22 protein-coding genes and 1 pseudogene are annotated in these 18,924 nt (G+C 72.2%); 11 read left to right on the forward strand and 12 right to left on the reverse strand.

Annotated elements, in window-relative coordinates; translation table 11 throughout:
• Positions 1-85: 85 nt before the first annotated feature.
• The 6 genes from ACWEVN_RS12380 (at position 86) to ACWEVN_RS12405 (ending at position 6,551) form a co-directional block, all read left to right on the forward strand.
• Entirely contained in the window at positions 86-961 is an 876-nt protein-coding gene (locus ACWEVN_RS12380) for an AraC family transcriptional regulator (protein ID WP_452051272.1), read from the forward strand.
• Positions 962-1,011: 50 nt separating this feature from the next.
• Positions 1,012-1,899 carry a hypothetical protein gene (locus tag ACWEVN_RS12385; protein ID WP_452051273.1) on the forward strand — a complete coding sequence of 296 codons (888 nt, stop codon included), beginning with the start codon at positions 1,012-1,014 and terminating at the stop codon, positions 1,897-1,899.
• Positions 1,900-2,028: 129 nt separating this feature from the next.
• Complete coding sequence (locus ACWEVN_RS12390; protein WP_310967104.1) at positions 2,029-2,211, forward strand: hypothetical protein; 183 nt, start codon at positions 2,029-2,031, stop codon at positions 2,209-2,211.
• Positions 2,212-2,401: 190 nt separating this feature from the next.
• Complete coding sequence (locus ACWEVN_RS12395) at positions 2,402-2,947, forward strand: hypothetical protein (RefSeq protein ID WP_449684488.1); 546 nt, start codon at positions 2,402-2,404, stop codon at positions 2,945-2,947.
• Positions 2,948-2,962: 15 nt separating this feature from the next.
• Positions 2,963-3,436: a thioredoxin-dependent thiol peroxidase gene (bcp, locus tag ACWEVN_RS12400; protein WP_452051274.1), complete on the forward strand. Its 474-nt coding sequence runs from the start codon at positions 2,963-2,965 to the stop codon at positions 3,434-3,436.
• A 4-nt stretch (positions 3,437-3,440) separates the two neighbouring features.
• The gene (locus ACWEVN_RS12405; RefSeq protein ID WP_452051275.1) at positions 3,441-6,551 is read left to right on the forward strand and encodes an NACHT domain-containing protein; all 3,111 of its coding nucleotides are present in this window, start codon (positions 3,441-3,443) and stop codon (positions 6,549-6,551) included.
• Here the strand turns inward: ACWEVN_RS12405 and rdgB are convergent.
• From rdgB to ACWEVN_RS12430, 5 genes are read right to left on the reverse strand one after another with little or no spacing between them, the layout of a single operon-like run.
• Positions 6,548-7,150 (reverse strand): RdgB/HAM1 family non-canonical purine NTP pyrophosphatase, encoded by a 603-nt coding sequence (gene rdgB / locus ACWEVN_RS12410; RefSeq protein ID WP_449684485.1) that lies wholly within the window; start codon positions 7,148-7,150, stop codon positions 6,548-6,550. The two genes, ACWEVN_RS12405 and rdgB, sit on opposite strands and share 4 nt — an antisense overlap.
• Positions 7,147-7,923: a ribonuclease PH gene (gene rph, locus ACWEVN_RS12415; RefSeq protein WP_449684484.1), complete on the reverse strand. Its 777-nt coding sequence runs from the start codon at positions 7,921-7,923 to the stop codon at positions 7,147-7,149. The genes rdgB and rph overlap by 4 nt, the downstream gene beginning before the upstream one ends.
• 23 nt (positions 7,924-7,946) lie before the next feature.
• Positions 7,947-8,714, reverse strand: a complete 768-nt coding sequence (locus ACWEVN_RS12420) for an MBL fold metallo-hydrolase (RefSeq protein ID WP_449684483.1) — start codon at positions 8,712-8,714, stop codon at positions 7,947-7,949.
• A gap of 29 nt (positions 8,715-8,743) precedes the next feature.
• The gene (gene murI / locus ACWEVN_RS12425; protein WP_452051276.1) at positions 8,744-9,550 is read right to left on the reverse strand and encodes a glutamate racemase; all 807 of its coding nucleotides are present in this window, start codon (positions 9,548-9,550) and stop codon (positions 8,744-8,746) included.
• Positions 9,547-10,176, reverse strand: a complete 630-nt coding sequence (locus tag ACWEVN_RS12430) for a rhomboid family intramembrane serine protease (protein ID WP_449684481.1) — start codon at positions 10,174-10,176, stop codon at positions 9,547-9,549. Before ACWEVN_RS12430 ends, murI begins: the two co-directional genes overlap by 4 nt.
• 93 nt (positions 10,177-10,269) lie before the next feature.
• On the opposite strand from ACWEVN_RS12430, the gene ACWEVN_RS12435 reads away from it, so the two are divergent.
• Entirely contained in the window at positions 10,270-11,121 is an 852-nt protein-coding gene (locus ACWEVN_RS12435; RefSeq protein ID WP_452051277.1) for an arylamine N-acetyltransferase family protein, read from the forward strand.
• Here ACWEVN_RS12435 and ACWEVN_RS12440 read toward each other — a convergent pair.
• A pseudogene (locus ACWEVN_RS12440) lies at positions 11,094-11,795 on the reverse strand (aspartate/glutamate racemase family protein); the annotation flags it as partial. The gene ACWEVN_RS12435 and the pseudogene ACWEVN_RS12440 sit on opposite strands and share 28 nt — an antisense overlap.
• 10 nt (positions 11,796-11,805) lie before the next feature.
• Here ACWEVN_RS12440 and ACWEVN_RS12445 point away from each other — a divergent pair.
• Positions 11,806-12,633, forward strand: a complete 828-nt coding sequence (locus tag ACWEVN_RS12445; RefSeq protein ID WP_452051278.1) for an MBL fold metallo-hydrolase — start codon at positions 11,806-11,808, stop codon at positions 12,631-12,633.
• A 1-nt stretch (position 12,634) separates the two neighbouring features.
• Here the strand turns inward: ACWEVN_RS12445 and ACWEVN_RS12450 are convergent, their stop codons facing one another.
• From ACWEVN_RS12450 to clpS, 6 genes are all read right to left on the reverse strand, one after another.
• Positions 12,635-13,585 carry a PLP-dependent cysteine synthase family protein gene (locus ACWEVN_RS12450; RefSeq protein ID WP_176175261.1) on the reverse strand — a complete coding sequence of 317 codons (951 nt, stop codon included), beginning with the start codon at positions 13,583-13,585 and terminating at the stop codon, positions 12,635-12,637.
• Positions 13,586-13,588: 3 nt separating this feature from the next.
• Positions 13,589-13,861 (reverse strand): MoaD/ThiS family protein, encoded by a 273-nt coding sequence (locus ACWEVN_RS12455; protein WP_004559268.1) that lies wholly within the window; start codon positions 13,859-13,861, stop codon positions 13,589-13,591.
• Between the two features lie 65 nt (positions 13,862-13,926).
• Positions 13,927-14,334, reverse strand: a complete 408-nt coding sequence (locus ACWEVN_RS12460) for a Mov34/MPN/PAD-1 family protein (protein ID WP_452051279.1) — start codon at positions 14,332-14,334, stop codon at positions 13,927-13,929.
• 65 nt (positions 14,335-14,399) lie between these two features.
• Positions 14,400-15,380 carry a P1 family peptidase gene (locus ACWEVN_RS12465; protein WP_452051280.1) on the reverse strand — a complete coding sequence of 327 codons (981 nt, stop codon included), beginning with the start codon at positions 15,378-15,380 and terminating at the stop codon, positions 14,400-14,402.
• Positions 15,377-15,934 carry a DUF2017 domain-containing protein gene (locus ACWEVN_RS12470; protein ID WP_043776746.1) on the reverse strand — a complete coding sequence of 186 codons (558 nt, stop codon included), beginning with the start codon at positions 15,932-15,934 and terminating at the stop codon, positions 15,377-15,379. Before ACWEVN_RS12470 ends, ACWEVN_RS12465 begins: the two co-directional genes overlap by 4 nt.
• Complete coding sequence (clpS, locus tag ACWEVN_RS12475) at positions 15,931-16,230, reverse strand: ATP-dependent Clp protease adapter ClpS (RefSeq protein ID WP_004560461.1); 300 nt, start codon at positions 16,228-16,230, stop codon at positions 15,931-15,933. The genes ACWEVN_RS12470 and clpS overlap by 4 nt, the downstream gene beginning before the upstream one ends.
• A 74-nt stretch (positions 16,231-16,304) precedes the next feature.
• Between clpS and ACWEVN_RS12480 the strand changes: the two genes are divergently transcribed.
• From ACWEVN_RS12480 to ACWEVN_RS12490, 3 genes are read left to right on the forward strand one after another with little or no spacing between them, the layout of a single operon-like run.
• Positions 16,305-17,606 carry a nicotinate phosphoribosyltransferase gene (locus tag ACWEVN_RS12480; RefSeq protein ID WP_449684477.1) on the forward strand — a complete coding sequence of 434 codons (1,302 nt, stop codon included), beginning with the start codon at positions 16,305-16,307 and terminating at the stop codon, positions 17,604-17,606.
• Between the two features lie 15 nt (positions 17,607-17,621).
• Entirely contained in the window at positions 17,622-18,200 is a 579-nt protein-coding gene (locus tag ACWEVN_RS12485; protein ID WP_452051281.1) for an isochorismatase family protein, read from the forward strand.
• Positions 18,197-18,841 carry a bifunctional 4-hydroxy-2-oxoglutarate aldolase/2-dehydro-3-deoxy-phosphogluconate aldolase gene (locus ACWEVN_RS12490; RefSeq protein WP_452051282.1) on the forward strand — a complete coding sequence of 215 codons (645 nt, stop codon included), beginning with the start codon at positions 18,197-18,199 and terminating at the stop codon, positions 18,839-18,841. The genes ACWEVN_RS12485 and ACWEVN_RS12490 overlap by 4 nt, the downstream gene beginning before the upstream one ends.
• Positions 18,842-18,924: the final 83 nt, after the last annotated feature.

Genomic DNA, 18,924 nt, shown 5'->3' on the forward strand with positions numbered 1-18,924 from the left:
AAGGAAACCGCGTATGCCCTGTTCAACGGTAGACCGATCACGTCGAACTCTTGCACAATCCTCTCGACGCAGGTTTCCTGGACGGGTGCTCGAAGAAGTCCGCGACCTCGTCGCCCGGCACGCCCACGCCGACCTGCGCACGCCGGTGCCGGGCCTGCTGCTGTCCAAAGTGGAAACGAGCGAGCCGCACCACTCGCTCGCCGAGCCGCTGCTGGTCGTCATGGCCCAGGGTGGCAAGCGCCTGCTGCTCGGCGAGCAGGTGCACGAGTACCGCGCCGGGCAGTACCTGCTGGTCGGCACCGACCTGCCGGTGACCGGCCACTTCGTCGGCGCCACCCCGCGGACGCCGGCGCTGGGCCTGGGCCTCGCGCTGCGGCCCGCGGCGATCGCCCCGCTGCTGCCCGAGGCGCCGCCCCGCACCCCGCCGGCGTCCCCGATCGCCGTCGACGACGCCGGTCCGGAGCTGCTCGACGCGGCGCTGCGCCTGCTCCGGCTGCTCGACCACCCGTCGGACGTGCCCGTGCTCGCGCCCCTGATCGAGCGGGAGATCCTGTGGCGGCTGCTGACCGGCCCGCACGGCGGCCTGGTCCGCCGGATCGGCCTGGCCGGCGGCGGCGCCGCGCACGTCGGCCGCGCGATCCGCTGGATCAGGGACAACTACGCCGAGCCGATGCGGATCGAGGAGCTCGCGCGGCTGAGCGGCTTGAGCGCGTCGGCGTTCCACCGCCAGTTCCGCGCCACCACGGCGCTGAGCCCGCTGCAGTTCCAGAAGCGCATCCGCCTGCAGGAGGCCCGTTCGCTGCTGCTGGCCGACGCGGGCGACGTCGCCGGCGTCGGGCACCTCGTCGGTTACGACAGCCCGTCGCAGTTCAACCGCGAGTACCGCCGCCTGTTCGGCGCCCCGCCCGGGCAGGACGCGGCCCGGCTGCGCTCGGCTCCCGCCGGACCGCAGCTGCCGTGACGTCCGATCCGTTCAAGACGGCCGGCCGCGCCGGGTGCGACGCTGGCGGCATGTCCGTGAACCTTCCCGCGGCGGCGTCCTTCATGGCGACGCACGCCCGCCTCCTCGACCGCCGCCGTTTCGAACTGATCGACAGCACCACCGACGCCGACGCGGTGCTGGCCGCCGTCGACGGCTACCGCAACCCGGACGGCGGTTACGGCTGGGGCCTCGAACCGGACCTGCGCGCGCCGGAAAGCCAGCCCGGCGGGGCCCTCCACGCCTTCGAGGTGTTCGAGGAGGTCGCCCCGCGGACCACGCCGCACGCGGAGCGGCTCTGCGACTGGCTGGCGACGGCGTCCCGTCCGGACGGTGGCCTGCCGTTCGCGCTGCCCGTGGCGGACCCGGCCGGCTGCGCGCCCTTCTGGGCGCAGGCCGATCCGGCCGTGACCACCCTGCAGAGCACCGCGTTCACCGCCGGCGTGGCCCTGCGCGTCGCCCGGCACGACCGGGCCGTGCGGGAACACCCGTGGCTGGCCGCGGCGACGCAGTACTGCTTCCGCGCCATCCGCGAGCTTTCCGGGCCACCGCACGCGATCGCGTTGTCCTTCGCGGTGCAGTTCGTCGACGCCGCCCACGAACTCCACGCGGAAGCGCCAGCGCTCCTGGAGCACCTCGCCGCGTTCGTCCCGGCCGACGGGCTGGCTCCGGTGGACGGTGGTTCGGAGGGCGAAACCCTCCGCGCCTTGGATTTCGCGCCGCTGCCGGACCGTCCGGCGCGCGCGTTGTTCGCCGCCGACGTCGTCGCCGCGGAACTGCGGCGGCTCGCGGAGGCGCAACAGGACGACGGCGGCTGGCGGGTGGATTTCGCGAGCTTCTCGCCCGCCGCGTCGCTCGAATGGCGGGGGTACGCGACCGTCCGTGCCGTGACGATCCTGCGCCGTCACGGCCTGGCTTGAGCTTCTCCACGACCGGTACCGACGTTCACCCGGCCGTGGGATGTCGGGAGTGGACAGCCGCCCGCGCCTTCCGGCGTGCGTGACCGAACGCGTACTGTGACGGGGTCAACCGGTCCCCGGAGGTGGAGCATGGCGTCGCGCAACCCGTTGCGCTGGGTCGCCCGCTGGGCGGACTGGTTCGAGGAGCGCGGCGTGTACGTGCCCGGCGAGGAGAGCCGCGCGGTCGATCCGGTCCGGGATTTCGGCTGGCTGATGACGGCGTGGGTGGCCGGCGTTGCGATCTTCATCCTGCTGTTCGCGCTCGCGGTTTAAGTGGCATGTGGCCAGAGATTGTCACCAGCCGTGCCGTTCCGGTCACGGATTGGCCACGGGGTGGCACCAGGTGCGCGACAACCCCCGGTCGCGCCTCGTAACCACGCGCGATCACGGCCAGAGTGGAGCGGGTTCCCCCGGCAATCCCCCGTTGCCGACGGCACCCGACCCGCCGACTGGAGTACCCGCAATGGCGCTCGCGCGCACCCGCAAGATCATGTTCACCGCAGGACTGCTCGGCCTGGCGGTGGCGTGCGGGGTCCCTTCGGCTCACGAGGGCACCGCGGCCCTCGGCGCGGCGGGCTCCCCCGCGGGCGCCGGCGCCTCGGCCGCACCGGCCGGCAACGATCTCAAGTTCGGCGCCGACCACCGGTTCGCCAGCGGCCTCACGATCTCGGTCGGCTCGCCCCAGTCGTTCCGCCCCAGCCCGTCGGCGTACCCGCAGAGCCCGCGCGGCGCGGCGTTCGACGTCCAGCTGACCAACGACGGCTCGACGACGTACAAGCTCTCGGGCCTCAACGTGACGGCCACCGCGGGCGGCACCGCGGTCAAGCAGGTCGTGGACACCACCCAGGGGTTCACCGGGATCACCGACGCGGGCAAGGACGTGCTGCCGGGCCGTTCGGTGCACATCACGCTGGCGTTCGCGGTCTCGCGCGAGCCGACGCAGCTGCGCCTGCAGATCCGCCCGAGCGCAACCGAAGCCGCCGCGGTCACCTACTGCGGGCCCGCGTGACGTTAGGCTCGGGGCATGACCGAGCGCCTTTCCCCCGGTGACGAAGCCCCGGCCTTCACCCTGCCCGACAGCGAGGGCAAGGAAGTGTCCCTGAGCGACTTCCGCGGCCGGTCCGTGGTGGTGTACTTCTACCCGGCGGCGAGCACCCCGGGCTGCACCAAGCAGGCTTGCGACTTCCGCGACAACCTCGCCGAATTGGACAACGCGGGTTACCAGGTGGTCGGCATCTCGCCGGACACGCAGGCGAAGCTCGCCAAGTTCGTCTCGAACGAGGGCCTGACGTTCCCGCTGCTGGGCGACCCCGAGAAGAAGGTCATCGAGGCCTGGGGCGCGTACGGCGAGAAAAAGAACTACGGGAAGACGTATCTGGGCGTGATCCGGTCGACGTTCGTCGTCGACGCCGACGGCAAGATCGCCCACGCCTTCTACAACGTCCGCGCGACCGGCCACGTGGCGAAGCTGATCCGGGACCTCGGCCTGGCCTCCTGACGCCGTGACGAGCCTGGAGGGGCCGGCGCTGAAGCTGGGCGGTCAGATCGCCTCGGCCGCGGCGAAGTCGTGGCTGCAGCGGCGGAAGGCCGGTGTCACGCGGTCCGCCGAGCTGGCCGAGCTGGCGGCAGGTGAGCTGAAGGGGCCGCTGGAACGGCGCAAGCTGGAGAACCTGATCCAGCACATCGGCACGCAGGTGGCCGAGCAGCTGGAGCCGGTCCTCGCCGATCGGTTCTCGACGCTGCCTCCGCACGAGATCGAAGCCGCCTTCCTCGCCGTGGCGGATACGCTGGGAAAGGCCGATCTGTCCGACGAAGCGTTCCTGGCGGCGGACGCCGATCCGGAGCAGCTGGCCAGGAAGGTCCGCGGCGACCTCCCGCGCGAGCGGCTCCTCGCCCCGAAGGCCGGCGCGCTGTACGAGCTGGCGCTGGACCAGGCGTGCCGCCACCTCGTGCAGGTCGTCCGCCACCTGCCGTCGTTCCAGCCACGAGCGCTCGCCGACGTCCTCGGCCGGCTGAGCCGCCAGAGCGACCAGCTCGAAGAGCTGCTGGCCCGGGTGCCGAAGACCAGCCTCGCGGCCCCGGAGGGCGTCGATCACGACGCCGAGTTCGAAGCGGCGTACCGCCGGCAGCTCGCCCGCGACCTCGACCGGCTCGAACTGCTCGGCCTGACGATGGACGACCAGCCGGCTTTGCCGTTGACGGTCGCTTACCTGAGCCTGAGCGTCTCCCCCGAGGGCGAACCCCGCCGGGCCGAGCGGCGCATGGACGAGCTGTGGTTCGAGAAGCGGCAGGACCGCACGGGCAGCGCGAACGTGCGCGTGGAGACGGCGCTGAGCGGTGTCACGCACGTGCTGGTCCGCGGCGAAGCCGGGTCGGGCAAGACGACGCTGCTGGACTGGCTGGCCGTGACGGCGGCCCGTGCGGGTTTCACGGGCAAGCTCTCGGAGTGGAACGGCCGGGTACCGTTCCCCATCCGGCTGCGGAGTTTCGCCGCCGAGCCGTTGCCGCGGCCGGAAGACTTCCTCGCGCACATCGCGCCGATGCTGGCCCCGCCGGACGGCTGGGCCCGTCGCGTGCTGGACAGCGGCCGCGCGATGGTCCTGGTCGACGGCGTCGACGAGGTGGGCACCGGCCACCGCCGCGAGGTGAAATCGTGGCTGCGCAAGCTGTCTTCGGCGTTCCCGGACACGGTGATCGTGGTGACGTCCCGCACGGCGGCGGCCGACCACCGCTGGCTGGCTCACGAGGGGTTCGGCTGCGTCCTGCTGGAGCCGATGGGCGCGGAGGACATCGAGGCACTGGTGGCCCGCTGGCACAACGCGGCCGCGGCGGGCGGGACCGTCCGCCCGGACACGGACCTGGCCGCGGTCCAGCGCCGGCTGCTCAACCAGCTCGATTCCCGGCCGCACCTGCGTACTCTGGCCGCGAGCCCCCTGTTGTGCGCGATGTTGTGCGCGTTGAACCTGGCGCACCGGTCGGAGCTGCCGCGCGACCGGATGGACCTGTACCGCAAGGCGTTGTCGATGCTGTTGCACCTGCGCGACGCCGAGCGCCGCATCGACGTGATCCTGACGGAGGCGCAGAAGCAGATCCTGCTGGGAGACCTGGCCTGGCGGCTGTCGCTGGCGTCGAAGGTGGAGCTGCCGAAGGAGCGGGTGCTCTCGCACGTCTCGCGCCGGCTGCCGTCGCTACCGCACGTCGATCACACGCCGGCCGAGGTCCTGGACCACCTTCTGGAGCGCAGCGGGGTGTTGCGCGAGCCGGTGCGAGACCGCGTGGATTTCGTGCACCGGACGTTCCAGGAGTGCCTGGCGGCCAACGAGGCCACGGAACAGGACCACCTGGAGACGTTGATCGACCGGGCGCATCTGGACACGTGGTGGGAGACGTTCGTGATGGCGTGCGGCCACGCGAAGCACCACCAGGCCGGGACTTTGCTGAGCGGGATCTTGGACCGGGCGGACGCGGAACCCCGCCACGCCAGGCACCTGCGCCTGCTCGCGGCCGCCTGCCTGGAGACGGTGAGCAACGCTTCCCCGGAAGTCCTGGCCCGGATCGAAGCGGTGATCCAGGACAAGCTGGTGCCACCGCGAAGCCTGCGGGAAACGCGGTCGCTGGCGTCGATCGGGCATCGCGTCTTGCGCTACCTGCCGGAGAGTCTGGATGGTCTTTCGGACGCGGTGGCGGCTGCGTCGGTTCGAGCGGCAGCGCTGACCGCGGGAGAGGATGCGCTGAAGGTCCTGCGCAACTACGCCCAGGACCCACGCAAGGCAGTGCAGGAACAACTGGCCGAGACCTGGCAGTACTTCGATCCCGAACGCTATGCCGCGGAGGTGCTGGCCGACTCACCTTTGGCCGACGGCGCGATCACGGTCCGGGCCGCACGCTTACTGCCGCTGGTGCGGCATCTGAAGGCCTTGACCGAACTGATCGTGTTCCTGCCACGGACGGAGCCGCTCGCCGATCTGAACGCACTCGACGGCCTGCCTCGGCTCAGCCGGCTCGAATGCGATCTCCAGGGCGATGCGACCGTCGACCTGGCTCCCCTGAGCAGTCACCCGGAACTCGCGACCTTTTCTCTGTACTCGGCCTTCCAGTACACCGGTGAGCACTCCTTGAAGAGCCTCAAGGAACTGGTGAGTTTGGCGCTTTTCCGGAGCGCGCCGGCCGGCACCCTCGAAGTGTTCGGCGAACTGTCCGGCCTGAAGAGGATCACCCTCAACAACCTGCGGCAGGTCGAGACCCTCGATCCCCTGGCAGCACTGGACAATCTGCGGTTCGTCAGTCTGGGGCAGCTTCCGCCGGAGGCACTCGCCGCCTCGGCACCGGTTCCCGGCCCCGAGCAGGTCTACCTCTTCCACGACCAGGATGTCGAGCTCACCGGCGAAACCATCATCCGGTGCTTTCCCCGCGTGCGGGATCTGCACCTCTACGGTCTGGAGGTCACCGGCCTGCGCGAGCTCGCTCTTCCCCAGCTTCGTAACCTCTCGTTCGCTTCGCTGAACAGGCCGGTCGATGTCAGCCCGCTGGCGGAGCTGGCCTTGACCATCAAGGTCGACGACACCGAACTCATCGGCGCCGAAGAGCTCGGCCCCGGCGTCGAACTCCTCTAAGCCAGCTCGCGCAGCGCCGGCACCAGCGCCCGCAAGGCCAGCCCCCGGTGCGAAACCGCGTCCTTCTCCGCCGGCTCCATCTCCGCCGACGTCCGGGACTCCCCGTCCGGCCGGAAGATCGGGTCGTACCCGAACCCGTTCGTCCCACGCCGCGAGCGCACGAGCGTCCCCCGCCACTCGCCGCGGACCACCGTCTCCTCGCCCGACGGCAGCACCAAAGCCGCCACGCACACGAACTGCGCCCCACGTCGCTCGTCCGGCACGTCGGAAAGCTGCCCCAGGACCAGATCCAGGTTCGCCTCGTCGTCACCGTGCCGCCCGGACCACCGGGCCGACAGCACCCCGGGCATCCCGTTCAAGGCATCTACCGCGATCCCCGAGTCATCCGCGATGGCAGCCAACCCCGTGGCCGCAACAGCGTCACGCGCCTTCGCCACGGCGTTGCCCTCGAAGTCCGGTGCCGTCTCCGGCGCCTCCGGGAACGAAGGCACGTCAGCGAGCCCGATCACCTCGAGGCCCGAAAGACCTTCCGCGGCAACGATCCGCCGCAGCTCACCCAGCTTCTTCGCGTTGCGCGTGGCCAGCAGCAGCTTCGTCACTTCGAGCCCTTCTTCTTGTCCGGGCGCGGCTCCGGCAGCTCGCCCGGGTACGGCTGCGCCAGCGCCTCGTTCTGCAAGCGGGTCAGCTCCGCGCACCCCGCGAGCGCCATGTCCAGCATCGTGTCCAAAGTGGACCTCGCGAACGTCGCGCCCTCGCCGGTGCCCTGGACCTCGATCAGGGTGCCCGCGTCGGTGGCCACCACGTTCATGTCGACCTCGGCGCGCGAGTCCTCTTCGTACGGCAGGTCCAGCCGGACGCGGCCGTCGACCACGCCCACGCTGACCGCCGCCACCGAGGACGACAGCGGCTGGGGGTCGTTGAGCCGGTTCGCCGCGCCCAGCCAGGTGATCGCGTCCGCCAGGGCCACGTAACCGCCGGTCACCGCCGCCGTGCGGGTGCCGCCGTCGGCCTGGATGACGTCGCAGTCGATGACGATCGTGTTCTCGCCCAAGGCCGCCAGGTCGATGCACGCCCGCAGCGACCGGCCGATCAGCCGGGAGATCTCGTGCGTGCGGCCGCCGATCCGGCCCTTCACCGACTCGCGGTCACCGCGGGTGTTGGTCGCGGACGGCAGCATCGCGTACTCCGCCGTCACCCAGCCGAGGCCGGAGCCGGCCCGCCAGCGCGGCACCCCTTCGGTGACGCTCGCCGCGCACAGCACCCGCGTGTTGCCGAATTCGATCAGCACCGACCCCGCCGGCCACTGCTGGAACCCCCGGGTGATCTTGATGTCACGGAGCTGGTCGTCGTTCCTGCCATCTTTACGAGCCACAGGTGCACTCTATGACCGCCCCGTCAGACGTCGTAGACGGCACCCTGCTTGACGACCTCCGCGCCGGGGAACCCGGCCGACGCCTCGGCCAGCACCGCCCCGGCGTCGGTCCACGGCGCGATGTGCGTCAGCAGCAGCCGCCCGACACCGGCGTCGCGCGCCAGCTCGCCCGCCTGCTTGCCGGACAGGTGCACCCCGGCCGGCCGCTCCGCCGAATCCGTCCAGGACGCTTCGGCGAGCAGCAGGTCGACGCCGTCGGCGAGCTCGTTCAGAGCCGCGCACGGCCCGGTGTCGCCGGTGAACGCCAGGATCCGGCCGCCGTAGGAGATGCGCAGGCCGTACGCCGGGGTCGGGTGGTCGACCTCGACCGCGACCACCTCGAACGGCCCGATCCGGAACGGCTCGGGCCGCAGCGGCCGGAAGTCGTAGACGTCGGAGAGGTCGGTGACGGCCCGCTCGGTCTCGTTGGGCGCGTACGCGTTGGCCAGCCGGACCGGCGCGTCCGGCGGGGCGTACAGCGGCAGGAGCCGCGGCCGCGCCGGGTACGGCGGCGCCGGGTGGTAGCGCCTCAGGACGGTGAGCGCGCTGACGTCGGCGCAGTGGTCGGGGTGCAGGTGCGTGAGCACGAGCGCGTCCAGGTCGAACGGGTCGGTCACGGCCTGCAGCTGCGCGAGCGTGCCGTTGCCGAGTTCGAGGCCGAGCAGGAAGCCCTCGGCCTCGACCAGGTAACCGGACGCGGCGGCGTTCGGCCCGGGGATGCTGCCGGAGCACCCGAGGATGGTCAGTCGCACTTCGACACCCTAAGCGTCCACCGCCGCGATCACGCGGTGGTGGGAGCGAGGACACCCGGAGCGAATCCCATGAACCGCTGGGCGAGCCGGGTGAACGGCTCGGCCGAGCCGGTGGCGAGGAACTCGTGCCGCGGCGGGGTCTCCCGCGCGGCCAGCAGGTCCAGTTCGGTGAGCACGCGGACGAGGTCCTTCGCCGTCTCGTCGGCACTCGAGACCAGGGTCACTTCCTGGCCCATCACGATCTGCAGCACGCCCTGCAGCAGCGGGTAGTGCGTGCAGCCGAGCACGAGCGTGTCGACCTGGGCGTCGAGCAGCGGCTGCAGGTAGCCCTGCGCCAGCCCGAGCACCTGGCGACCGGTCGTGATGCCGCGCTCGACGAAGTCGACGAACCGCGGGCAGGCGACGCTGGTGAGCGTGATGTCCGGCGCCGCGGCGAAGGCGTCCTCGTAGGCCCGCGACCGCACGGTGCCCTCGGTGCCGATGACGCCGACGCGGCCGGTGTGCGTCGCCACGACGGCGCGGCGCGCGGCGGGCAGGACGACCTCGATCACCGGGACGTCGTAGCGCTCCCGGGCGTCGCGCAGGCAGGCCGCGGACGCCGTGTTGCAGGCGATCACCAGCGCCTTGACGCCGCTTTCGACCAGCTCGTCGAGCGCCGCGAGGGCGTAGCTGCGGGCGGTGGCGATCGGGAGCGGGCCGTACGGGTTGTGCGCCGTGTCGCCGACGTAGCGGAGCTGCTCGGCGGGCAGCTGCTCGAGGATCGCCCTCGCCACCGTCAGCCCGCCGACGCCGGAATCGAACACGCCGATCGGGGCATCAGCGGGCGGAGACGTCACCCTTCGAGGTTACCCGGGGCGGCCTTGCGGGACCGCCGGGTGGTCAGCCACGCCGCGAGGACGCCGGCCAGCGCGCCGAAGACGTGGCCCTGCCAGGAGACGCCGGGGTTGCCCGGCAGCAGCCCGGCCAGCATGCCGCTCCACACCCCGAGCAGGACGACGGCGACCACGATCTGCCCGGCCGCGCGGTTGAACAGGCCGCGGACCAGCAAGTAGGCGAGCCAGCCGAAGGCCAGGCCGGACGCGCCGACGGTGACGCCGTCCGCGGGCCCGATCAGCCACACGCCGAGCCCGGAGACCACCCAGATGATGGCCGTGACCAACGCGAACCGGCCGATGCCCGCCGCCATCGCGAGGAAGGAGAACAGCAGCACCGGGACGGTGTTCGCGAACAGGTGCGACCAGCCGGCGTGCAGGACCGGCGCGAACAGCACGCCGTCCAGCCCGGACAGCGACCGCGAGTGGATGCCGCCCTGGTCGAGGTCACCGGGGAGGATGACGTCGACCAGCTCGACCAGGTACAGGAGCAGGGTGAACGACAGCGCGACGATCGCGGCCGCCATCGGTTTCGGCGGCAGCACGCGCTTGGCGGCGTCGGTTTCCGGGGCGGGTTGCAGAGTGCTCACGCCTTCGAGGCTACGTCCGGCCACGGCCCCTTCACCTCGGGTGAAATCCCTGATCCCGCGGTTTTGTCGGTGGGCACCGCTAGCTTGTCGGGCATGGACGTCATCGGTTACCTCGCGCGGCTCGGCCTCGATCCCGAGCCGCCGAGCTCGGGTGCGCTGCGGCGGCTGCACGCGGCGCACGTCGAACGCGTGCCGTACGAGGCGCTGGAGGTGCAGCTCGGGCGGCCCACCCCGCTCGAGCCGTCGGCGTCGCTGACGCGGATCCTGCGGGGCCGCGGCGGGTACTGCTACCACCTGAACGGGGCGTTCTCGGCGTTGCTCGCGGCGCTCGGCTACCAGGTCACCCGGCACCTGGGCGGGGTGCAGGGCAGCCCGGCGGACGAGCCGAACGTCGGCCGCAACCACCTGGCGCTGACCGTCACCGGGCTGCCCGATGCCCCGGGAGCGGCGTGGCTGGTGGACGCCGGGCTCGGGGACGGCCCGCACGAGCCGCTCCCCCTCCGGGAAGGCACCTACGTGCAGGGCCCGCACACCTACCGGCTGCGGCCGTCGGAGGTGGCGCCGGGCGGCTGGCGGTTCGACCACGACCCTTCGGGCAGCTTCACCGGCATGGACTTCGCGCCCGGCGTCGCGGAGATGGCGGACTTCGCGGAGAAGCACGCCTGGCTGTCGACGGCACCCGAGTCCGGGTTCGTGCGGGTGTGCGTGGTGCAGCGGCGGGACGAGGCGGGCGTCGACACGCTGCGCGCGCTCACCCTGAACCGCCACGGCGCCAAGGAGGTGGTCGAGTCACCCGGCGACTGGTGGGCGGCCGCGGGTGACGTGTTCGGCCTCCCGGCGGCCCTGTTCACGGCGGAGGAGCGCGAGCGGCTGTGGCGGCAGTGCGTCGCCCAGCACGAGGCTCGCGTCGGCGGCCGGGGCAGTGAGGTGGTGCCGAGCGCGTAGTCCACCGCTGCTTCGGCGTGCAGGCGGGTCGTGGGGAACGTCGGCACCGGGCTGTCCTCCGGGCCGACGAGCAGCTCGATCTCGGTGCAGCCGTAGATGACCCCCTCGGCGCCCGCGTCGGCCAGCCGGGCGATCACGCCGCGGTAGGCCTCTCGCGAGCTGTCTTCGACGACGCCGAGCACCAGCTCGTCGTAGATGATCCGGTGCACGAGGTCGCGGTCTTCGGCAGCCGGCAGGAGCACGTCGAGGCCGTGCGCGGCGAGGCGGTCGCGGTAGAAGGGCTGCCCCATGGTGAAACCGGTCCCGAGCAGCCCGACGCGGCGGACGCCGGCGGCTTTGACGGCCGCGGCGGTGGCGTCGCCGAGTTGCAGCAGCGGGATGCCCAGGCCGTCCTCCAGCCGGTCGGCGACCTTGTGCATGGTGTTGGTGCAGAGCACGACGAAGTCGGCCCCGGCCGCTTCGAGGGCCTTGGCGGCCCGGTTGAGCTCGGCGCCGGCGTCGTCCCAGCGGCCGTCGGCCTGCATCCGCTCGATCGCGGCGAAGTCGACGGAGTAGAGCACGGTGTGCGCCGAGTGGAACCCGCCGAGGAGGGCCTTCACCCGTTCGTTGACGAGCCGGTAGTACTCGCTCGACGATTCCCAGCTCATCCCGCCGAGCAGTCCGATGACCTTCATGATGTCCAGCATGCCCCCACTGCGCACGGCGTTCGCCGGAGTGGCGAACGTCCTGGTCACCGACGGCAGCTCGGCCGTCCTGGTCGACGGCTTCTTCTCGCGGCCGTCCCTGCTGAAGATGGCGACGCGCGTGGCGCCGGACCGCGCCCGGATCGAGGCGGCCCTGCGGCGCCTCGGTGTCACGGCGCTGGATGCGGTCCTGGTCGCGCATTCCCACGTCGACCACGTGCTGGACGCCCCGGTCGTCGCCGAGCTGACCGGCGCCACGCTCGCCGGCTCGCCGTCGACCCGGAAGGTCCAGGAGGGGTACGGCCTGGCCGAGGAGCCGTTCGCGGAACTGGTGCCGGGCAGGCCCGTCGAGTTCGGTGCCTTCACCGTGACGCCGGTCGACGCCGCCCACAGCGCCGGCGACCGGGTGCCGGGCGAGATCACCGAGCCGGTCCGGCTGCCGGCCAGGGCGAAGGCGTTCAAGACCGGGCGGTGCTACTCGTTCCACATCGCGCACCCGGCGGGGAACGTGCTGGTCCACGCGTCGGCGAACTTCGTCCCGGGCGCGCTGGCCGGCTACCGGGCGGACATCGTCTACCTGGGCGCCGGAGCGGCCGGCAAGCAAACCGAAGAGTGGCGCGAGCGGTACTGGCGGGAGACCGTCGGCGCGCTCGGTGCCCGCGTCGTCCGCCCGATCCACTGGGACGCCTTCTGGCGCCCGCTGTCCAAGCCGCTCAAGCTGCTGCCCCAGCTCTTCGACGACTTCGGCGCGACGATGGCGACCTTCGAGCGGCTGGCCGAGGCCGACGGCGTCGACCTCGCCCTCCCCGAACTCTGGCAGCGGGAGTGACTCAGGCCCAGAGCTGCCCGTCGAGCCGTTCGGCGGCCTCGTCGAGCGACCCGGCGTAAGCCCCGGTGGACAGGTACTTCCACCCGGCGTCGGCAACGACGAACGCGACGTCCGCCTGCTCGCCCCGGGCCGCGGCCTTCTCGGCCACGGCCAGTGCCGCGTGCAGCACCGCGCCCGTCGAGATGCCCGCGAAGATGCCTTCGTGCTCCAGCAGCTCCCGGGTGCGCCGCAACGCGTCGTACGCCCCCACGGAGTAGCGCCCGTTGAGCACCGAAGCGTCGTACAGCTCCGGCACGAACCCCTCGTCGAGGTTGCGCAGGCCGTACACCAGTTCGCCGTAGCGGGGCTCGGCCGCGATGATCTGGACGTCCGGCTTCGCCTCGTGCAGGTAGCGGCCGACGCCGACCAGCGTGCCGGTCGTGCCGAGGCCACCGACGAAGTGCGTCAGCGTCGGCAGGTCCTTGAGCAGCTCCGGGCCGGTGCCGCGGTAGTGCGCGTCGGCGTTGGCCGGGTTGCCGTACTGGTAGAGCATCACCCAGTCCGGGTTCGCCTCGGCCAGCTCCTTCGCCCGCCGGACAGCCTCGTTCGAGCCACCCGCGGCCGGCGAGAAGACGATCCGGGCGCCGTAGGCCTGCAGCAGCTGCTTGCGCTCGGTGGAGGTGTTCTCCGGCATCACGCAGACCAGCCCGTAGCCCTTGAGCTTGGCGGCCATGGCCAGCGAGATGCCGGTGTTGCCCGACGTCGGCTCCAGGATCGTGGAGCCGCGCCGGAGCTTGCCTTCACGCTCGGCGGCTTCGATCATGGCCAGCGCGGGCCGGTCCTTGATCGAGCCGGTCGGGTTGCGGTCCTCCAGCTTCGCCCACAGGCGCACGTCGTGCGTCGGGGAGAGCCGGGGCAGCCCGACCAGCGGGGTGCCGCCGAGCGCGTCGAGCAGGGACTCGAAGCGAGCCATCGATCAGCCACCGGCCACGGCGGGGAGGATGGTCAGGGTGTCGCCGTCCTTGACCTCGGCCTCGAGCCCGCCGGCGAAGCGCACGTCCTCGTCGTTGACGTAGACGTTGATGAAGCGGTGCAGCTTCTCCTCCTTGACCAGGCGCGCCTTGATGCCGGCGTGCCGGGCCTCGACGTCGTCGATGACCTCGAGGACGGTCGCGCCCTTCGCCTCGACGGACTTCTCGCCGCCGGTGTGGGTGCGCAGGATCGTCGGGATGGAGACGGTCACGGCCATGGGTTCTTACCTCCGGTGGGTTCTTACACGCAGACGCCGGTGGCGCGGCGGTTTATTCCGAGGGCTCAGTCGACGATCTCGACCGGCTCCTCGGTGATCTCGGCGTCCACGATCCGGTACGACCGGAACTCGTGCACTTCGGGGTCGCGGGTGGAGACGAGCACGTAGTGCGCGTCCGGCTCGGCGGCGATGTTCGCGTCGGTCCGCGACGGGTAGGCCTCGGTCGCGGTGTGCGAGTGGTAGATGACCACCGGCACCTCGTCGTTCGCGGCCATCTCGCGGTAGAGCTTCAGCAGGTCACCGGAGTCGAACTCGTAGAACGTCGGCGACCGGGCCGCGTTCAGCATGGGGATGTGCCGCTCGGGGGAATCCGAGCCTTCGGGCCCGGCGATCACCCCGCACGCCTCGTCGGGGTGGTCACGGCGGGCGTGGGCGACGATCTCGTCGACGAGTTCACGGCGGATCCGGAGCACACCGCCATCTTAGGGGGTGGACAAGTCACGTCCAGATGATGAGATACAGCCCTCACCAGCGCGTTTCAGGCGAAGGCTTCCGGCCAGACGTCCCGGTAGGCCGGCACGCCGCCCGCCGTGGTCGCCGCCAGAAGGCCGTGCACCATCGCCCGCGCGAACACCCGCGCTGCCGCCGAACACAGGGCGTCCAGCGCCGCCGGCCGGGCCGCCGCGCCGAACGGGCCGCTCGCGTCCGGCAGCTCGTGCGCCCCCGTGGCCAGCGCGAACACCGTGTCGCCGTCGAACATCGTGTGCGCCGGCCGCACCGCGCGCGCCAGCCCGTCCTGCGCCGCGACCGCGAGCCGCCGCGCTTCGGCCTTCGACAGCGCCGCGTCGACCGCGACCACGCCGATCGTCGTGTTGAGGTCCGTCCGCCGGGACGGCAGGTCGGCAGGACGCGAAGGCCACGTCACGCCGAAGTCGCCGTGGTCGGCCGCGTACGCCCGGCCGGTCGACAGGTCCACCGCCTCGCCGGCCGCGTTCACCGCCGCCAGCGCCCCGACCGTGAACTCGCCCACGACTTCGCTCGCCGACCCGATCCCGCCCTTCAGCGACCCGACGGCCGCCCCCGCGCCCGCGCCGACCGTCCCCTGCGCGAAAGAGGCCGAAGCGACGTCGCAGGCCGCATACCCGAAGGACGCGTCAGGCCGGTTGCCCCACTCGCTCCGCGGCAGGTCGAACAGCACGGCCGCGGGCACGATCGGCACCACCTCGTGCGGCTGCGCGCCCACCGGAAAGCCCAGGTTGCGCTCCGAAAGCCACCGCATCACGCCATCGGCCGCGGCGAGGCCGTACGCCGAGCCGCCCGAGAGGCACACCGCGTTGACCCGCTGGACCAGGTTCTCCGGCTCCAGGAGGTTCGTCTCCCGCGTGCCGGGTGCGCCGCCGCGCTGGTCCACCGCGCCGACCGCGCCCTCGGGCACCAGCACCACCGTCGTCCCGGTGGCCCAGCCGTCACCGACCCGTTCGTGGTGCCCGACCAGGACACCCGGCACGTCGGTGATCATCCCGTGAGCGCCTGGATCAGCGTCTCCTGCACCCAGGTCAGCCAGTGGTAGACGCCGAGGTGCGGCGCCCGCGGGTCGTCCTCGGGCAGCTCGTCCGGCATGTCCTCGGTGACGTCGAGCGCGGTGCCGAGCGCCAGCCGGACGTCGTTGAGCGCGCCCAGCCAGGCGTCGGCCTGCTCCTCGGTCAGCCGGACGTGGCCGCCGTCGCGGGGCAGTGTGTCGAGCACGATCTTGGCCACGCCGACCTTGATGTCGAGCAGCTCCGGCTCGTGCAGCGAGCGCATCGCCGCGACCGAGTCGATGTCCTCGCGGGACGGGTTGTCCGGGTCGAGCTTGTGGAAGTCCGGGAGCAGCCGCGAGAGCACCGGGTCGTCCGGGGACTCCGTCGGCCCGGTCCGGATGCCGGTGAGCTCGGCGAGCTCGTCCTGGGGCGCCTCTTCGGCCCGCGCGGTGAGCATGTCCTCGAGCTGGCTGACCAGCCCGCGCAGCACGGCCGCCTCCTGCTGCTCGAACCCCGCGTGGATCACCGCGCCCTTGCGCCGCCAACCGTTCACGAGGGCTGCTCCATGGTGGCCCAGAGGCCCGCCGCGTGGAGTTTCGCCACGTCCGTCTCCACCTTCTCCTTGCTGCCGGACGAGACGATCGCCTTGCCCTTGTGGTGCACGTCCAGCATCAGCTTGGTGGCGTGGTCCCGGCTGTAGCCGAACAGCTTCTGGAAGACGTACGTCACGTACGACATCAGGTTGACCGGGTCGTTCCACACCACGGTCCGCCACGGTGTGTCCGACTCGGCGACCTCGGCACCGGCCGGTTCGACCTGCGTCTGTTCGGATGCGACAGGCGTGGACATGCACCCCATGGTGTCACGGAGGTCACCGGGTACGCCGCGCCAGGTCCGGCCATGTGGGTGAATAGGCTTACCCCATGGGTTCACCGGAGCCGGTCACGGCCAGCACTGCGCTGCTCACCGACCACTACGAGCTGACCATGCTGGGCAGCGCGCTCGCCGACGGGACCGCCCGGCGGCCCTGCGTGTTCGAGGTCTTCGCCAGGAGGCTGCCGGACGGGCGGCGCTACGGCGTCGTCGCGGGCACCGCCCGGGTGCTCGACGCGATCGCGGACTTCCGGTTCACCGACGCCGAACTGGCGCAGCTGGAGGCCACCGCGGTCGTCGACGACGCGACGCTCGCCTGGCTGGCCGACTACGAGTTCTCCGGCGACATCGACGGCTACCCCGAGGGCGAGCTGTACTTCCCGGGCTCACCGATCCTCACCGTCACCGGTTCGTTCGGCGAATGCGTGCTGCTGGAGACGCTGGTGCTGTCGATCCTCAACCACGACAGCGCCATCGCGTCGGCCGCGGCCCGGATGTCCGGCGCCGCGCACGGCCGTCCGATCATCGAGATGGGCGGCCGCCGCACGCACGAGTACGCCGCCGTCGCGGCCGCGCGCGCCGCCTACCTGGCCGGGTTCGCGACGACGTCGAACCTGGAAGCCGGGCGCCGCTACGGCATCCCGACCCGCGGCACCGTCGCGCACGCCTTCATGCTGCTGCACGACAGCGAGGAAGCCGCCTTCCGCGCCCAGGTGAGCAAGATGGGCGCGGACACGACGCTGCTGGTCGACACCTACGACATCACCGCGGGCATCGAGACGGCGGTCCGCGTCGCCGGGCCGGAGCTCGGCGCGATCCGGATCGACTCCGGCGACGTCGGCCCGCTCGCCCGCCGCGCCCGCGAGCAGCTGGACTCCCTGGGCGCCAAGGACACCCGGATCGTCGTGTCCGGCGACCTGGACGAGCACGCCATCGCGGCGCTGCGCGCGGAGCCGGTGGACGCGTACGGCGTCGGCACCTCGGTGGTCACCGGGTCCGGCGCGCCGACCGCCGGCATGGTCTACAAGCTGGTCGAGGTGGACGGCAGGCCGGTCGCCAAGCGCAGCGCGCACAAGGAGTCCCGCGGCGGCCGCAAGTCCGCGCTGCGGCGCCACCGCGGCACCGGCACGGCGGTCGAGGAAGTCGTCTGGGCGTCCGGTTCGAGCGCGCCCGAGCCCGAGGCGAACGACCGGCCGCTGCAGATCCCCCTGATCCGCGGTGGCCGCCCGGAGCCGGACCTGCCTACGCTCGACGACGCGAGGCAGCGGCTGCGCCGCGGCCTGGTCAGCCTGCCGTGGGAAGGCCTCAAGCTCTCGCACGGCGAGCCCGCCATCCCGACGCTGTTTCTCTGAGAGGGAGTTCGACCGATGGGTACCGCGCTGATCGTGGTGGACGTGCAGAACGACTTCTGCGAAGGGGGCTCACTCGGCCTGCCGGGCGGGGCCGCCGCGGCCGCCGCCATCTCGAAGCAGGCCGCCGAGGGCGGGTACAGCCACGTCGTGGCCACCCGCGACAACCACATCGATCCGGGCGACCACTTCAGCGAGACGCCGGACTTCAAGGACAGCTGGCCGGTGCACTGCGTCGCCGGCACGGCGGGCGCGTCGTTCCACGCCGCGCTCGACGTCGTCCCGATCGGCGAGGTGTTCTCCAAGGGCGAGTACAGCGCCGCGTACTCCGGCTTCGAAGGCTCGGCCCGCGACGGGAAGTCCCTGGAAGCCTGGCTGCGCGAGCACGACGTCACCGACGTCGACGTCGTCGGCATCGCGACGGACTTCTGCGTCCGCGCGACGGCCCTCGACGCGAAGAAGGCCGGCTTCGGCGTGCGCGTGCTGCTCGACCTCACTGTGGGCGGCTCGCAGCCGACGGTCGATGCGACGCTGAAGGACTTCGACGAGGCGGGCGTCACCTACACCGGCACCGCCGCCGTCGGCCCGGCCGCGTGAAGGACCTGCAGGCCGCGCTGGCGGAACACCGGCTCGTCGCGATCCTGCGTGCTTCGGACGCTTCCCGGTTCGCCGACGCGGCGATGGTGCTGCACGCGGCGGGCGTCCGCCTGCTCGAAGCGACGCTGACGACGCCGGGCGCGCCCGCGGCCATCACCGCGCTGCGCCTGGCGCTCGGCGAAGACGCGCTGATCGGCGCGGGCAGCGTCCGCGAGCCGTCCGATGTGGACGTCGCGGTCGACGCCGGTGCCGCGTACCTGATCACGCCGACGGTCAACCCCGCGGTCCTCGAGCGCGCCGCGGCCCTCGACACGCCGGTGATCTGCGGCGCGCTGACGCCGACGGAGATCGACCAGGCCTGGCGGCTCGGCGCGGCGGCGGTCAAGGTGTTCCCGGTCGCGGCCGTCGGCGGGGTCGCGTACCTGCGCGCGGTGCGGGCGCCGCTGCCGGACGTCCCCCTGGTGCCGACCGGCGGCGTCCACCTGGCCGACGTCGAGGGCTACCTGCGGGCGGGCGCGATCGCGGTCGCCGCGGCGACGCCGTTGCTGGGCGACGCGCTGACCCCCGGCGGCAGCCTGCCGGACCTGGCCACCCGCGCGGGCGAGTTCGTCGCCGCGGCTTCCCGCTTCACCACCGCCTGACCCCGGCCCCAAGCGCCCCAATGTGGCGTTGGTTGCGTCCAACGCACCCAATGTGGCGTTCGGTGCGTCCAACCCACCCCACA

This window comes from Amycolatopsis sp. NPDC003861, assembly GCF_053605405.1.

Coding starts and splice junctions, on each gene's coding strand:
- ACWEVN_RS12385 (WP_452051273.1), top strand. CDS start 1,012: ATGTCCGTGAACCTTCCCGCGGCGGCGTCCTTCATGGCGACGCACGCC.
- ACWEVN_RS12390 (WP_310967104.1), top strand. CDS start 2,029: ATGGCGTCGCGCAACCCGTTGCGCTGGGTCGCCCGCTGGGCGGACTGG.
- ACWEVN_RS12395 (WP_449684488.1), top strand. CDS start 2,402: ATGGCGCTCGCGCGCACCCGCAAGATCATGTTCACCGCAGGACTGCTC.
- bcp (WP_452051274.1), top strand. CDS start 2,963: ATGACCGAGCGCCTTTCCCCCGGTGACGAAGCCCCGGCCTTCACCCTG.
- ACWEVN_RS12435 (WP_452051277.1), top strand. CDS start 10,270: ATGGACGTCATCGGTTACCTCGCGCGGCTCGGCCTCGATCCCGAGCCG.
- ACWEVN_RS12445 (WP_452051278.1), top strand. CDS start 11,806: ATGCCCCCACTGCGCACGGCGTTCGCCGGAGTGGCGAACGTCCTGGTC.
- ACWEVN_RS12450 (WP_176175261.1), bottom strand. CDS start 13,585: ATGGCTCGCTTCGAGTCCCTGCTCGACGCGCTCGGCGGCACCCCGCTG.
- ACWEVN_RS12455 (WP_004559268.1), bottom strand. CDS start 13,861: ATGGCCGTGACCGTCTCCATCCCGACGATCCTGCGCACCCACACCGGC.
- ACWEVN_RS12465 (WP_452051280.1), bottom strand. CDS start 15,380: ATGATCACCGACGTGCCGGGTGTCCTGGTCGGGCACCACGAACGGGTC.
- clpS (WP_004560461.1), bottom strand. CDS start 16,230: ATGTCCACGCCTGTCGCATCCGAACAGACGCAGGTCGAACCGGCCGGT.
- ACWEVN_RS12480 (WP_449684477.1), top strand. CDS start 16,305: ATGGGTTCACCGGAGCCGGTCACGGCCAGCACTGCGCTGCTCACCGAC.
- ACWEVN_RS12485 (WP_452051281.1), top strand. CDS start 17,622: ATGGGTACCGCGCTGATCGTGGTGGACGTGCAGAACGACTTCTGCGAA.